At 74.5% G+C, this 13,752-nt stretch carries 11 protein-coding genes and 1 riboswitch; of the genes, 7 read left to right on the plus strand and 4 right to left on the minus strand.

Annotated elements, in window-relative coordinates; all coding sequences use genetic code 11:
- Positions 1 to 7: 7 nt before the first annotated feature.
- The 3 genes from lanKC to ACFVHO_RS36980 form a co-directional block, all read right to left on the minus strand.
- Complete coding sequence (gene lanKC / locus ACFVHO_RS36970; protein WP_385724751.1) at positions 8 to 2,731, minus strand: class III lanthionine synthetase LanKC; 2,724 nt, start codon at positions 2,729 to 2,731, stop codon at positions 8 to 10.
- A gap of 202 nt (positions 2,732 to 2,933) precedes the next feature.
- Positions 2,934 to 3,167, minus strand: coding sequence for a ferredoxin (locus ACFVHO_RS36975; RefSeq protein ID WP_385724753.1), 234 nt, complete (start codon positions 3,165 to 3,167; stop codon positions 2,934 to 2,936).
- Positions 3,167 to 4,645 (minus strand): aldehyde dehydrogenase, encoded by a 1,479-nt coding sequence (locus ACFVHO_RS36980; RefSeq protein ID WP_385724755.1) that lies wholly within the window; start codon positions 4,643 to 4,645, stop codon positions 3,167 to 3,169. The genes ACFVHO_RS36975 and ACFVHO_RS36980 overlap by 1 nt, the downstream gene beginning before the upstream one ends.
- A 193-nt stretch (positions 4,646 to 4,838) precedes the next feature.
- Here ACFVHO_RS36980 and ACFVHO_RS36985 point away from each other — a divergent pair, with 193 nt between their 5' ends.
- A complete protein-coding gene (locus ACFVHO_RS36985) occupies positions 4,839 to 5,897 on the plus strand; it encodes an MBL fold metallo-hydrolase (RefSeq protein ID WP_385724757.1) in 1,059 nt (352 codons plus the stop codon).
- Positions 5,898 to 5,910: 13 nt separating this feature from the next.
- Here the strand turns inward: ACFVHO_RS36985 and ACFVHO_RS36990 are convergent, their stop codons facing one another.
- Positions 5,911 to 6,678, minus strand: coding sequence for an SDR family oxidoreductase (locus ACFVHO_RS36990; RefSeq protein ID WP_385724759.1), 768 nt, complete (start codon positions 6,676 to 6,678; stop codon positions 5,911 to 5,913).
- 224 nt (positions 6,679 to 6,902) lie between these two features.
- Positions 6,903 to 7,041, plus strand: a riboswitch (cobalamin riboswitch).
- A gap of 115 nt (positions 7,042 to 7,156) precedes the next feature.
- Between ACFVHO_RS36990 and ACFVHO_RS36995 the strand changes: the two genes are divergently transcribed.
- The 6 genes from ACFVHO_RS36995 to ACFVHO_RS37020 all read left to right on the plus strand — a co-directional run bounded on the left by ACFVHO_RS36995 (position 7,157) and on the right by ACFVHO_RS37020 (position 13,602).
- Entirely contained in the window at positions 7,157 to 8,389 is a 1,233-nt protein-coding gene (locus ACFVHO_RS36995; RefSeq protein WP_385724760.1) for a prenyltransferase/squalene oxidase repeat-containing protein, read from the plus strand.
- A complete protein-coding gene (locus tag ACFVHO_RS37000) occupies positions 8,386 to 9,087 on the plus strand; it encodes an SCO2322 family protein (protein WP_385724762.1) in 702 nt (233 codons plus the stop codon). Before ACFVHO_RS36995 ends, ACFVHO_RS37000 begins: the two co-directional genes overlap by 4 nt.
- On the plus strand, positions 9,080 to 10,273 hold the full coding sequence (locus ACFVHO_RS37005; RefSeq protein WP_385724764.1) for an energy-coupling factor transporter transmembrane component T: 1,194 nt from the start codon (positions 9,080 to 9,082) through the stop codon (positions 10,271 to 10,273). Before ACFVHO_RS37000 ends, ACFVHO_RS37005 begins: the two co-directional genes overlap by 8 nt.
- A gap of 11 nt (positions 10,274 to 10,284) precedes the next feature.
- Complete coding sequence (locus tag ACFVHO_RS37010) at positions 10,285 to 11,982, plus strand: ABC transporter ATP-binding protein (RefSeq protein ID WP_385724775.1); 1,698 nt, start codon at positions 10,285 to 10,287, stop codon at positions 11,980 to 11,982.
- Positions 11,975 to 12,835, plus strand: coding sequence for an ECF transporter S component (locus ACFVHO_RS37015; protein WP_385724766.1), 861 nt, complete (start codon positions 11,975 to 11,977; stop codon positions 12,833 to 12,835). Before ACFVHO_RS37010 ends, ACFVHO_RS37015 begins: the two co-directional genes overlap by 8 nt.
- A 302-nt stretch (positions 12,836 to 13,137) precedes the next feature.
- The gene (locus ACFVHO_RS37020; protein ID WP_385724768.1) at positions 13,138 to 13,602 is read left to right on the plus strand and encodes a transglycosylase SLT domain-containing protein; all 465 of its coding nucleotides are present in this window, start codon (positions 13,138 to 13,140) and stop codon (positions 13,600 to 13,602) included.
- Positions 13,603 to 13,752: the final 150 nt, after the last annotated feature.

Consider the following 13,752-nt stretch of genomic DNA (forward strand, 5'->3'; position numbering starts at 1 on the left):
GCGTTTTTCACGGTCCCGCCGTGCGGCGGGGCCGGTCTGTGGGCCGCTTCAGGGGCGGCAGGAACGGCAGGTGGGCGCGGGCGCCGGGTGGCCGTTCGGTGTCGAGCGCGGCGCCGAGGGCGAGCAGACAGCCCGCGGTGCCGGTGTGCAGGTCCATGGACAGACGCAGCAACTGGTTGCCGGGGAAGGCGAGATGGCGTTCGTACGGCATGGCGAACCAGCCGAGGCCGTCGATCTGGCCGTCGAGGCGGGCGGCGGTCAAAGCCGCGTCGGCCGCGCCGCTCGCCTCGGCCGCGCCGTCCGTGCCCGGCCCGGTCCCGCCGCCCGCCCCCGGCGCGTGCCGGGTGCGGCTCAGGTGCAGGACCATCCCCGCGCGGCCCTGGACGAGCCCGGGGTGCGCGCAGAAGCGGGAGCTCGCCGCGGTCAGGATGCCGGTGCGGGCGGCGGCGAACTGCTCGTCGTGGCGGTGGGTGAGGTAGTCGTCGAGGACCATCCCGATGCCGACGCTGCCGTCGCCCAGGTAGGGCATGGTGCGCCAGCCCTCGTCGACGGCGAGCCCCCCGTCGCGCTGCGGCACGCACCGGGCGAGGTCCGCGCGCAGGGCCTGGGCGGCCAGGTCGAGGAAGCCGGGGGCGCCGTGGCGGTCGTACAGCCTGAGGAAGAACAGGGCGGGTCCCGCGGCGCCGCGCAGCAATCCGGCGCGCCGCGATCCACCCGGGGCGGCCGCGCCCTCCGCCACCGCCGCCTCCGCCGCCACCATCCGGCCGGCCAGGATCCGGGCCGCCCGCAGCGCGTGCTCGTCGAGGTCCCGCTCGCCCGTGGAGCGGGCCAGGCCGTCCAGGACGAGGCCGAGTCCGGCGAGGCCGCCGTACAGGTCGGACGAGAGCCGCTCCCAGTTCTCGTCCAGGACCAGGCCGACGAGGTCGAGGGCGCGGGTGCGGTGGCCGAGGCGGTCCAGGACGTGGGCGATGCCCGCGATGCCGTCGTGCAGGCCGAGCGGGGTGCCCGCGGGGACCGGGGCGGTGTGCTTCAGGAGCCAGTGCTCGCCCTCCTCGTACCGCTGCGCGCCGGTCTCGGCCAGTGCGTAGAGGACTCCGGCCGCGCCGTACGCGAGGCCGAGCCCGCCGCCCTCGGCGAACTGCCCGACGTCGCCGGGGAAGAGCCGGTCGTCGCGCTCCGGCGTGGCGGAGGCGAGGAGGGCCGCGGTCATGGAGTCCCGGCTGCGGGGCCAGTCCCGCGGATCGACGACGAAGTCCCGCACGCGTCGGCCCGAGCCGGTCGGGCGCACCCGGGGCGCGCCCGTGATCTCCGCGACCGCCTGGTCCAGGAACTCCTGGGGCACCTCGGGGAATTCGCTCGCGATCACCTCCGCCAAGTGCGCCGCCTTCTCGCGGTCGATGACCAGGAGCGTGGTGACGGGCAGGAACAGGGCCAGGCGCAGACAGGCCAGGGCGTAGCGGTCGATGCCGGTGCCGCTGCGGTCGGCGGGCGCGACGAAGCCGGGGTGCGCGACGGCCTGGCGTCCCGGCTGGTCCACTCCGGCGGCGGCCTCGAAGTCCAGGAGCGAGACGGACTGTTCGTCGGGCGCGACCATGATGTTGAACAGGTGCAGGTCGTTGAAGACGACGCCGCGCGCGTGCACGGCCGCCACCGCCTCCTCCACGAGGGCGTGGATCCGCAGCGCCCAGCGGGTGTACGCGGAGACGTCCTCGGCGGACGGCTCGTGCACGCACAGCGGATGGCGGTCGGCGAAGAAGGAGTTGAGGGTGCGGCCCTCCAGGAAGTCCATGACGAGGAAGCGGTGGCCGCCGAGTTCGAACCAGTCCCGCACCTCGGGGGCGACGCCGAGCCCGGACAGCTGCTCCAGGGCGTCCTTCTCGCGTTCCAGGCGGGTGACGGCGTCGGCGCCGTCGGCGGCGAGCCCGGCGTGCGGGCGGCCCTCCTTCAGGACGACCTTGCGGCCGTCGCGGGTGTCCGTGCCGACGTACACGCCACCGCCGTTGGAGAAGTGCAGGGCCTTCTCCATGCGGTACGGGAGGTCCTTGACGTTGGTCGCGTCGCGGGCGTCGAGGTGCGGCTTCAGGAAGTCGGGCAGGGTCACCCAGGCGGGCACCTTGAAGGCTGGCTCGCGCGAGTCCGGCACGAGCCGGCCCTCGTCGTCCTCGATCGCGGGGACCATCCGGCCGCGCCCGTCGTCGCACACGCGGCGCGTGAAAGCGCCGTAGCGCACGTACAGCGGGCCCTCGCCCCAGCGCAGATCGGTGAGGACGTAGGGCCCCTCGCGGCCGTCGAGGATCTCGCCCAGCTCCCGCAGTACGGTGTGCAGTTGCTGCTCGTCGGCGGGGTAGACGGTGATGAACTTGCCGCTCTTGTCGCGGCCCGCGTACTTGCTGTTGCGCAGCAGGAGCAGCGCCGGGCCCGGCACGAACTTGAACGGCACCCGGCGCGGCACGCAGTAGTCCCAGACGGCCGCGGCGATCTCGTCGGCGTCGGCCCGGGTGGCGGAGACATGGATCTTCCAGCCCTGCTGGGGCGCGGGCAGCGCGGTGCCCTCGTCGTCGACGGGCACCAGGGTCAGCCAGTCCCCGGCGCGCTCGGAGCGCCATCCCTCGGGGACGGCGCGGCGGGCGGTCGCGTACACCGTGTCGCCCAGTGCGGGCGCGGACAGCCGGTCCGGGGTCTCGTAGAAGTGTCTGTCGGCCAGACAGTAGACCTCGTACCGCTTGTCCATGGGTCCCCTCCCCGCGCTGTGTCGCGATGAGACTTCCAGGACACAGCGGGGGCCGGACAGTCACGACTGTCATCGACTCACCGTGCGGAACTCATGCGTTAAGTCACGTTCGAGCGGACTTCGAGCACGCGGTGGGCGTCCGATGGACGTGGCCCGCGCAGGGCCGTGAGTGCCGGGGGCTCGCCGACCCGTCGGGCAGGCCCTAGTCCTCCGGCGGAAACACCACCTCCCCGGTGCCGAGCAGGGTGATGGTGATGGCCTCGACGGGGCAGCTCTCGGCCGCCTCGAGGATCTTCTCGGCGGCGTCCGTCTCGGGGTGCGTGGGGTGCGACTGGCGGGCGGTGTCGAGGGTGAAGCCGTCCGGCGCGGTGCCCACGCACATCCCGGAGCCGATGCACACCGACCGGTCGACCTCGACGTGCCAGCGGTCGCCCATCAGGCACCGCCCCCGTCACCGGCGGCCTGGTACCCGGCGGGCAGGTGGATCATCTTGTGCTCGAAGTACTCGCCGTAGCCCTCGGGGCCGAACTCCCGCCCCAGACCGGAGTTCTTGTAGCCGCCGAAGGGGCCGAGCATGTCGAGGCTGAAGGCGTTCACGGAGTACGTGCCGGTGCGCACCCGGCGCGCCACGTCGATGCCGCGCTCGACGTCGGCCGTCCACACGCTGCCGCTGAGGCCGTACTCGGAGTCGTTGGCGATGCGCACGGCCTCGTCCTCGCCGTCGTACGGCAGCAGGCAGATGACGGGGCCGAAGATCTCCTCGCGGGCGACGCGCATGGAGTTGTCGACGCCGCCGAAGAGCGTCGGCTCCACGTACCAGCCCCGGTCCAGCCCCGCGGGACGGCCGCCCCCGGCGAGGATCTTGGCGCCCTCCTCCTGTCCGATCCGGATGTAGTCGAGGGAGCGGCGCTGCTGGCGCTTGGCGACCAGCGGGCCGAGCTCGGTCTCCGGGTCCATCGGGTCGCCGACCTTCAGGGCGGACGCGGCGGTGGCGAAGGCGTCGGCGAACTCGTCGTAGCGCGAGCGCGGGAGCAGGATGCGGGTCTGGGCCACACAGGCCTGGCCGTTGATCATCCAGGCGAAGGGCACGATGCCGGCGACGGCGCCCGCGAGGTCGGCGTCGGGGAGGATCACGGCGGCCGACTTGCCGCCGAGTTCCAGGGTGACGCGGGTGAGGTTGTGCGCGCAGACCTCCATGACGCGCTTGCCCGCGGCGACGGAGCCGGTGAAGGACACCTTGTCGACGCCCGGGTGGGCGACCAGGTACTCGCTCACCTCCCGGTCGGCCGAGAGGATCGAGAGCACGCCCTCCGGCAGGCCCGCCTCCGCCGCGATCTCGGCGAGGACGTAGGCGTCGAGCGGCGCCTCCGGCGAGGTCTTCAGGATCACCGGGCACCCGGCGAGCAGGGCGGGCGCGAGCTTGGCGGCGGCGGTGAACTGCGGGACGTTCCACGGGACCACGGCCGCGACCACCCCGACGGGCTCGCGCCGCACCAGGATCCTCCCGAGCGCCCCGTCCCGCGCCTCCTCGTACGTGAAGCCGCGCGCGGTGGTGATCGCCGCGTCCCACACCATCATCGCCGACAGCGCCTGCACCATCACCGACGCCGTGTACGGGGTGCCGTTCTCGGAGCTGATGACCCGCGCGATCTCGTCGTGCCGCGCCCCCACCCCGTCCTTGATCCGCTCCACGACCTCGATCCGCTCGGCGAGCGACATCCGCGGCCAGGGCCCCTCGTCGAACGCCTTCCGCGCCACCGCGACGGCCCGGTCGACATCCGCGGGCGCGGCGTGCGGCACCCGCGCGAACACCTCCCCGGTGTGCGGCGAGACCACCTCGATGACGTCCTTGCCGAGCGGGTCGACCAACTCCCCGCCGATGAACAGCTGTCCGTGTTCCACGAGCTCGGTCATGACTGACTGCCTCCTGCGGATGCTTGCGAATGCTGCGGCTGCTGCTACGGCTCGGACACCTTGTCGAACACTTTCTGACGCCGTTTCAGAACTGATACCAGTTCTAGTTATAGTGGGCAATGGCCGCGCGCCCGCCCCGAGTCGGGCTCGGCAGAGGCGGCGGGGCTAGGCACCCGGCGGCGAGGGGGAGCGAATGGCGCAGGCGAGCGAGGCGCACGTGATCGCACATGGCGGTGGCGTGTGGAGCATTCGGGTGCCCATCCCCGACAACCCTCTCGGGCACACCCTCGTGTATCTCATGGACACCGATCGCGGGCCCGTCCTGATCGACACCGGCTGGGACGATCCGGGATCGTGGGACACGCTCGTCGCGGGGATCGCCGCGTGCGGGGCCGACGTCGGGGACGTGCACGGGGTGCTGATCACGCACCACCACCCCGATCACCACGGGCTCTCCGCCAAGGTGCGGGAGGCGTCGGGGGCGTGGATCGCCATGCACGACGCCGACGCGGACGTCGTCCGGCGCACCCGCGAGCACGCGCCCGCCCGCTGGTACGGGTACATGGCGGACAAGCTCACCGCCGCCGGCGCCCCCGCCGAGCACGTGGCCCCGCTGCTCGCCGCCCGGGACGCGGGCCGCACCCCGAGGCTCCCCGGCCTCGCCCCCGCCCTGCCCGACCGGTCCATCACCCCCGGCGAGCTCGTCCCCCTCGCGGGGCGCGCGCTGCGGGCGATCTGGACCCCGGGGCACACCCCCGGCCACGTCTGTCTGCACCTGGAGGAGGCCCATCCGGCCGGACTGCACGGACACGGCCGCCTCTTCTCCGGCGACCACCTGCTGCCCGGCATCACCCCGCACATCGGCCTCTACGAGGACCCCGACGACTCCACGGTCACCGATCCTCTCGGCGACTACCTGGACTCCCTGGAGCGGGTCGAGCGGCTCGGCGTCGCCGAGGTGCTGCCCGCCCACCAGCACGCCTTCGCCGAAGCCCGGCCGCGCGTACAGGAGTTGATCCGGCACCACGAGGACCGCCTCAGCCACCTGCGCACCCTGCTCACCGAGCCCCGCACCCCCTGGCAGCTCGCCGAGCACATGGAGTGGAACCGGCCCTGGGCCGACATCCCCTACGGCTCACGGAACATCGCGGTGTCGGAGGCCGAGGCGCATCTGCGGCGCCTGGTGAAGCTGGGGCGTGCGGAGGCCGTGCCGGGGAGCGATCCGGTGACGTACGTGGCGTGCGGGGCGTAGCGGCACGCGGCCGTCACCAGCCCTCGTCCCCCCGCAGCACCGCGTCCGCGCCCCCGTCGATGAACACCACCTGGCCGGTGACGTGGGTGTTCTCCGGCGCGATCAGGTGGTCGACGAGCGGGGCGACCTGTTCGGGGTCGGCGTAGCCGTGCAGGGGCATCGGGACGCCCGCGTCGGCGGCGGCGCGGAGTTCGGGGTCCTCCAGCATGGCGCGGCTGAGCGGGGTGCGGATGATGCCGGGGGCGATGACGTTGAGGGGGATCCCGGCGCCCGCCCAGGCGTCGGTGACCGCGGCCCGGCGCACCCAGCGGACAAGGGCGCGCTTCGCGGAGGCGTACACGAGCCGGCCCTCGCCGCGGTCGACGGCGGCCCGCGCGGCGGACACGGCGGCCTCCTCCTCGTCCGCGAGGACGGCGGCGACGATCGCCGGGTCGGTCTCGTGGACGGCGGCGACCGACGACACGGCGAGCGCACGCGGGTCGCGGCCCGCGGCGAGCAGCGGCCGCAGGCCCGCGAGCGTGGCGATGGCGCCGAAGCCGTTGACCCGCACGGTGACGGGGTCGAACGCGGCGACCCCCGCGCACGCCACGACCGCGTCAAGCCGCCCGCCGCCCAGCTCGGCGGCGCCGTCGGCGAGCAGCGCCCGCCCGTCGGCGGTCGCCAGGTCGACCTGGATGTCGACGCCGTCGGTGTCCTTGATGTCGGCGCCGAGGACCCGGTGGCCCCGTCCTGTGAGGCGGCGCGCGACGGCCCGGCCGATGCCGGACGCGGCGCCGGTCACAAGGCAGACACGGGCACCGTCACGCCCGCAGGGACCAGAGGTTCGCGCTGTCGCAGTGCCCGCCATGCGTGCTCCCCCTCAACTCCCTCAACCCGAGGCCCAGGCCAACGTAACGCCGCCCCGGCTGCCCCTGCCAGACCGCGCCCGGGGGCACGCCCCTGGCCGGGGCGCGCGCCGGAGCGGGGACGGCGGGCGGCCGTGCCGGGCCCCGGGCGGCGGGCTACGGGCCGGTAGAGTGGGCGGGTCGTCTCATGCGCGTACGAGGGGAAGCCGGTGGAAGTCCGGCGCTGACCCGCAGCCGTGATGCCACGAGGATTCCGTCGTGGCAAGCCGGAATGCCTCGCCCGCCGCATGACCGGCTCGCGTCATCGGATCGTGCCGATGGCCGGCACCGTCGAGGTATACGGAGCCGGAGCCGCCCGGTGCCCCTCCGTGCCGTGCCGCCCGGCCCCCCGCAGGGAGAGGCACCCGCCGCATCATGAACGTTCGCCGCAGCGCAGCTGCCCTGGCCGTGGCCGTCGTCGCCCTCGGCACCGCCGCCGCCCCGGCCGCCTTCGCCGACGACGCCTCGCCGTCCCCCAAGGGGCCGCTGCCGTCCGGCCTGTACGGCAAGAAGGACCCGCAGTTCGACGGCGTGTTCCGGCAGTCGTACGCCCTGCTCGCGCAGAAGACGGTGGGCGTCACCCCGGCCGCGAAGGCCGTGGACTGGCTCACCGGCCAGCAGTGCGCGAGCGGCGGCTACGCGGCGTACCGCGCGGACACGAGCGAGCCCTGCACCTCCAAGACGCAGGTCGACTCGAACTCCACCGCCGCCGCGATCCAGGCGCTGCACGCCGTCGGCAACGAGTCGAACACGGTGAAGAAGAGCCTGGACTGGCTGAAGTCCGTGCAGAACCAGGACGGCGGCTGGGGCTACAACCCGGGCCTGCCCAGCGACGCCAACTCCACCGGCATCGTCGTCGGCGCCTTCGCCGCCGTCGGTGAGAAGCCCGCCTCCGTGAAGTCCCAGAAGGGCAAGTCGCCGCTCGACGCGCTGACGAAGCTCGCCATGGACTGCGGCAAGGACGGCGGCGCGTTCGGCCTCGCCGACGCCAAGTCCGGCAAGCTCGCCCCGAACGCCGACGCGACCGCGGCCGGTGTGCTCGGCGCCCTCGGCCAGGGCCTGGTGCCCGCGAAGGGCAAGGAGGCCGACTCCGCGCCGAAGTGCGCGAAGCCCGGCACGGCCGAGCAGGCCGCCGACAACGGCACCGGCTACCTCCTGAACACCCTCGCCAAGACCGGCCACCTCACCTCCGCCATGCCCGGCGCGAAGGACCAGCCGGACGTCGGCAACACCGCCGACGCGGTGGTCGCGCTCGCCGCGGCGGGCCAGCGGGAGCAGGCCGAGAAGTCCGGCGAGTGGCTGTCGGAGAACTCCGCCGCCTGGGCCAAGGACAGCGGCCCCGCCGCCTACGCCCAGCTGGTCTTCGCCGCCCTCGCCGCGGACATGGACGTGCGCGACTTCGGCGGCGCCGACCTCGTCAAGCAGCTCAACGCGCAGGGCCCGACGCCGAAGGCGGTCAGCGAGGTCACCGTGGGCGCCAAGGAGAAGGACGAGAAGGACGACGACGGCTCGGGCGTCAGCGTCTGGTGGATCGTCGGCGTCGGCCTGGTCGCGGGCGCGGGCATCGGCTTCCTGCTCAGCGGCCGCAAGAAGAAGAACCAGCTGTGAGCCGGCGCCACCCGGGGCGCGGCCGCCTCACGGTGGCCGCCCTGCTCACCGCGCTGCTCGTCCTGCCCGCCGCGCTCCTCGCCGGGGGCCCCGCCCACGCCGCCGACTACCGCTACTGGTCTTTCTGGCAGCGCGGCGAGGGCAGCAGCGACGGCGCGTGGGTGTACGCGACACAGGGGCCCTCCATCGCCCGGCCCGACGACGGCGACGTCGAGGGCTTCCGGTTCGCCGTGTCCGCCAACTCCGGCAGCGCCGAGAAGCCGCGCGGCGCCGCCGACTTCGACACGATCTGCGCGGACACGCCCGCGAAGGACGGCCAGAAGCGCCTCGCCCTCGTCATCGACTTCGGCACGCCGGACGACGCCCCGGGCGGCGAGCGGCCGCCGAAGAGGCGTACGGCGTGCGCGCGGGTCGACTCCGACGGGACCACCGCCGACGCGCTCGCCGCCGTCGCCGAGCCGCTGCGCTACAACAGCTCCGCGCTGCTGTGCGCCATCGCCGACTACCCGAAGCAGGGCTGCGGCGAACAGGTCTCCGGCAAGGAGTCCGGGGGCAAGGGCGACAAGGGCGAGTCGGCCCAGGGCGACGGGGGCGGCGGGGACGACGGCGGTCCCTCCGTCGGCCTGCTCGCCGGGGTCGCGGCGATCGCCGCGCTCGGTGCCGCCGCCGTCTGGCAGGCCCGCCGCCGCCGTGGCTGACACGGCCCCCGACCGGCCCGTCCCGCGGCGGCGCCTCGCGCCCCGGGCACACCGCTCCAACGCGCTGCACCCGGGCGCCTGGTGGCTGTGGGCGCTCGGCCTCGCCACGGCCGCTTCGCGTACCACCAATCCGCTCCTGATCGGGCTGCTCATCGGTGTCGCCGGGTACGTCGTCGCGGCCCGGCGCACGTCCGCGCCGTGGGCCCGCTCCTACGGCGCGTTCGTGAAGATCGCCCTCGTCGTCATCGGCATCCGGCTGGTCTTCGCGATCGTCCTCGGCTCGCCGATCCCCGGCACGCACCTCATCGTGACGCTGCCCGAGGTGCCGCTGCCGGACTGGGCGCAGGGCGTGCGCATCGGCGGCCGGGTCACCGCGGAGGGCATCGTCTTCGCGCTGTACGACGGGGTGCGCCTGGCGGGCCTGCTGATCTGCGTGGGCGCCGCCAACGCCCTCGCCAGCCCGGCCCGCCTCCTCAAGTCCCTTCCGGGGGCCCTCTACGAGGTCGGGGTGGCCGTCGTCGTCGCGATGACGTTCGCGCCGAACCTGATCGGCGACGTCCAGCGCCTGCGTGCCGCGCGCCGCCTGCGGGGCCGCCCGGACAAGGGCGTACGGGGACTGCTCCAGGTCGGCCTGCCCGTCCTGGAGGGCGCCCTCGAGCGCTCCGTCGCCCTCGCCGCGGCGATGGACGCGCGGGGCTTCGGCCGCACCGCCGCCGTGCCCGCGCGGGTGCGCAGGATCACGGCGGTCCTGACGCTCGGCGGCCTCATGGGGGTCTGCGCGGGTACGTACGGGCTGCTCACCGCGGACGGCACGACGTACGGCCTGCCGGTACTCGCCGTCGGGCTCGCTGCCGCGCTCGGCGGGCTCTGGCTCGGCGGGCGGCGCTCGGTGCGCACGCGCTACCGGCCGGACCGGTGGGGGGTGCGGGCCTGGCTGGTCGCCGGTTCCGGTGCCGCGGTCGCCGCCCTGATGATCGCCGCGAACTCGTCCGCCGCGGCCGCCGCCCTGCACCCCGGGGTGGTCCCGCTGGTCGCCCCCACCCTGCCGCTGCTGCCCGCGGCGGCCGTCCTGATCGGCCTGCTCCCGGCGTTCGTGGCCCCGGTGCCACCGCCCGCCGAGGCACCCGTGCCCGCCCGCGCCGCCACCCGCGCCCCCCGTACCGCCGCCGAGGAGAAGACCTCATGACCATGGTCCCCATGATCCGGTTCGAGGACGTCTCGGTACGGTACGAGGGCGCCGCCGGGCCCACCGTCCAGGGCGTCGACCTGACCGTCCCCGAGGGCGAGCTGGTGCTGCTCGTCGGCCCCTCCGGTGTCGGCAAGTCAACCCTGCTCGGCACGGTCAGCGGCCTCGTCCCGCACTTCACCGGCGGCACCCTGCGCGGCCGCGTGACCGTCGCCGGGCGCGACACCCGCACCCACAAGCCCCGCGAACTGGCCGACGTGGTCGGCACGGTGGGCCAGGACCCGCTCGCCCACTTCGTCACCGACACCGTCGAGGACGAGCTGGCGTACGGCATGGAGTCCCTCGGCCTCGCCCCCGACGTGATGCGCCGCCGCGTCGAGGAGACCCTGGACCTGCTCGGCCTCGCCGACCTGCGCGACCGCCCCATCACCACCCTCTCCGGCGGCCAGCAGCAGCGCGTCGCGATCGGCTCCGTCCTCACCCCGCACCCCCGCGTCCTCGTCCTCGACGAACCGACGTCGGCCCTCGACCCCGCCGCCGCGGAGGAGGTGCTCGCCGTCCTCCAACGCCTCGTCCACGACCTCGGCACCACCGTCCTGATGGCCGAGCACCGCCTGGAACGCGTCGTCCAGTACGCCGACCAGGTCCTCCTCCTCGCCGCCCCCGGCGAGCCCCCGCTCCTCGGCGACCCCGCCGAGGTGATGGCCGTCTCCCCCGTGTTCCCGCCGGTGGTGGCCCTGGGGCGGCTAGCCGGGGTGTCCCCGTTGCCGCTGACGGTGCGGGACGCGCGGAGGCGGACCGGGGGGTTGCGGGAGCGGTTGCTGACGCCGCGTGCCGCGGCGCCGCATGGGGTTGGACCGGGTGGTGCGAAGCCCGGGGCCGTGACGCCGGGGAGCGCCGCACCGGCCGGTGCGACCACCCCTGCCACCCCTGCCGCCCCCGCCGCGCGGGTCGGCGGGCTCGCCGTGCTGCGGGGCCGGGTCGAGGCCCTGCGCCGGATCGACCTCGCCGTCTCCCCCGGTGAGACCGTCGCCCTGATGGGCCGCAACGGCGCGGGCAAGTCCACCCTCCTGTCCACGCTGGTCGGCCTGCTGGCGCCGACCTCGGGGACCGTGCGGGTCGGGGGCGCAGCTCCGCACCGCATGCCGCCGCGCGAACTGATCCGGCACGTCGGCCTCGTACCGCAGGAGCCGCGCGATCTGCTGTACGCGGACACGGTCGCCGCCGAGTGCGCCGCCGCCGACCGCGACGCGGACGCGGCGCCCGGCACCTGCCGGGCCCTGGTGGCCGAGCTGGTCCCCGGCATCGCGGACGACACGCACCCCCGCGACCTGTCCGAGGGCCAGCGCCTGGCCCTCGCCCTCGCGATCGTCCTCACCGCGCGCCCGCCCCTGCTCCTCCTCGACGAGCCGACCCGCGGCCTGGACTACGCGGCCAAGGCCCGCCTGGTCACGATTCTGCGCGACCTCGCGGCCCGGGACCACGCCATCGTCCTGGCCACCCACGACGTGGAACTGGCCGCCGAGCTGGCCCACCGGGTGGTGATCCTCGCCGACGGCGAGGTGGTGGCCGACGGCCCCACGGCGGACGTCGTGGTGTCGTCCCCGTCGTTCGCACCGCAGGTCACGAAGGTCCTGGCGCCGCAGCCGTGGCTGACGGTGACGCAGGTGCGGGAGGCCCTGGAGGCTCTGGAGGCGGCCGATGAGTAGCGGGCAGGTGCGCCCCGTTCGGCTGGGGTGGCGGTCCATCGCCGCGCTGGCCCTGGTGAGCGCTGTCGGGGTCGTCGCCTTCGGGTGGCCGCTGCTCGCCGGGGGCGAGTCCTCGCTGAGCGCGCACGCGAAGGACGCGCCGTGGCTGTTCGCGGCGCTCCTTCCCCTTCTGCTCGGCGTGGTCGTGGCGACGATCGCGGACGTCGGCCTGGACGCGAAGGCCATCGCGATGCTGGGCGTGCTGGCCGCGGCCGGGGCGGCCCTGCGGCCGCTGGGCGCGGGCACGGCCGGGATCGAGCCGATGTTCTTCCTGATGGTGCTGAGCGGGCGGGTCCTGGGGCCGGGGTTCGGCTTCGTGCTCGGCGCGGTGTCGATGTTCGCGTCGGCGCTGCTCACCGGGGGCGTGGGCCCGTGGATGCCGTTCCAGATGCTGGCCATGGGGTGGGTGTGCATGGGGGCGGGGCTGCTGCCGGGCCCCGACACTTCCCCAAGCTCTCGGCCGCGCTCGAGCAGGGGAGGCCCCATTCGCGGACGGGGCGAGCTGTACATGCTCGGGGCGTACGGGGCGGTCTCCTCCGTCCTGTACGGCACCGTGATGAACCTCCAGGGCTGGCCCTACATCGGCGGCCTGGCCACCGGCGTCTCCTTCGTCCCCGGCGACCCGGTCGGCGAGAACCTCGCCCGTTTCGTCGCGTACTGCCTGGCCACCTCCCTCGGCTGGGACCTGCCCCGCGCCGTCGTCACGGTAGTCCTCAGCGTCACGCTCGGCCCGGCCGTCCTGAAGGCGCTGCGCCGGGCCACCCGGCGGGCCGCGTTCGAGACGCCGGTCACATTCGAGCCCTCGCAGCGGTGAACGGTCTTGCGCGTTCTGTGATGAAACGGGTGGGTGGCGGGTGAGGCGGCCCACAGGACTTTGGTCCTCTACTACCGGGGTTAGCGGGCGCGCCCCCTTGTCGCGTACGCGCCAATCTCCGCGCTGACCTGCGGATTGAGACCCAGCTCACACGAGGGACGTCCGGCTCGGGTGCGAGTGCCACTAGTAAGAGGGGTCATTGCGGCGGCGTAACAGCCCTGCTTCTCTGGATGAGTCGCACGGCGCCGACGAGCCCACCCGGGCCTCGGCGCCGAGGCATTCCCTCCACGGTCCGCGTGACCATGGCGTGCCCGCGACCGCCCTGTTCCCCACCGGAAGGTCCCTCTGTGTCCGTCTCCATCCTCCGCCGCATCGCCTCCCCCAAGAAGGCCCTCGCCGCCGGCGCCGTCACGGCTGCCGCCACCGGCATGGTCTTCGCCGCGGCCCCCGCCCAGGCCGCCCCGGCGGCTGCGACGTCCGACTCGGCCAAGGCCGTGGCGCAGCGGATGATCGCCGACGACGCGCAGTTCCAGTGCTTCGACCGCATCGTCTCCCACGAGAGCGGCTGGGACGTCAACGCCAAGAACGCCTCGTCCGGCGCGTACGGCCTCGTCCAGGCTCTGCCCGGCTCCAAGATGGCTTCCGCCGGCGCCGACTGGCAGACCAACCCCGAGACCCAGATCAAGTGGGGCCACGAGTACATGAAGGACCGCTACGGCAGCCCGTGTGGCGCGTGGAGCCACTGGCAGGCTAACGGCTGGTACTGAGCCTGGCCCCTGGGCCTTGACCAGTTCTGGCCGAGCAGCGAAGAGGGCGGCACCCCGGACGGGGTGGCGGGCTCTTAGCGCGCCGCGCTCGTACTCAAAAGCCGGACGGGGTTTTTTGTGGGGGGGGGGGCGCCCCCCCCCCCCCGGCGC

The sequence above is a fragment of the Streptomyces sp. NPDC127108 genome (assembly GCF_042677545.1).
GTDB lineage: Bacteria > Actinomycetota > Actinomycetes > Streptomycetales > Streptomycetaceae > Streptomyces.